Annotated in this window: 1 protein-coding gene; it reads right to left on the bottom strand. The window is 46.1% G+C overall.

Going from position 1 to position 219, the window contains the following annotated elements:
• Positions 1 to 3: 3 nt before the first annotated feature.
• A partial coding sequence (locus tag LKX83_RS33355; RefSeq protein ID WP_227887602.1) for a cupin domain-containing protein occupies positions 4 to 219 on the bottom strand: 216 nt, incomplete at its 5' end.

Genomic DNA, 219 nt, shown 5'->3' on the forward strand with positions numbered 1-219 from the left:
GTCTTATGCTGGATAGTATAGCAATAACTGCAGTCGTGTGGTCTTATCTGTAGGGTTGGCATACTTATGTGGCGTATCAGCAGCAAATCGGATGGCATTTCCTGCGTGAATGGTATACTCGATGCCCTGCAAGGTCAGATGTAGCGTCCCTTCAGTTACCGTAATATACTCTTGCACTCCTTGCGTATGTGCTTCTGAATAATGTATGCAAGTAGGGGC

This window comes from Cohnella baijiui, from assembly GCF_020731285.1.
Classification (GTDB): Bacteria; Bacillota; Bacilli; order Paenibacillales; family Paenibacillaceae; genus Cohnella.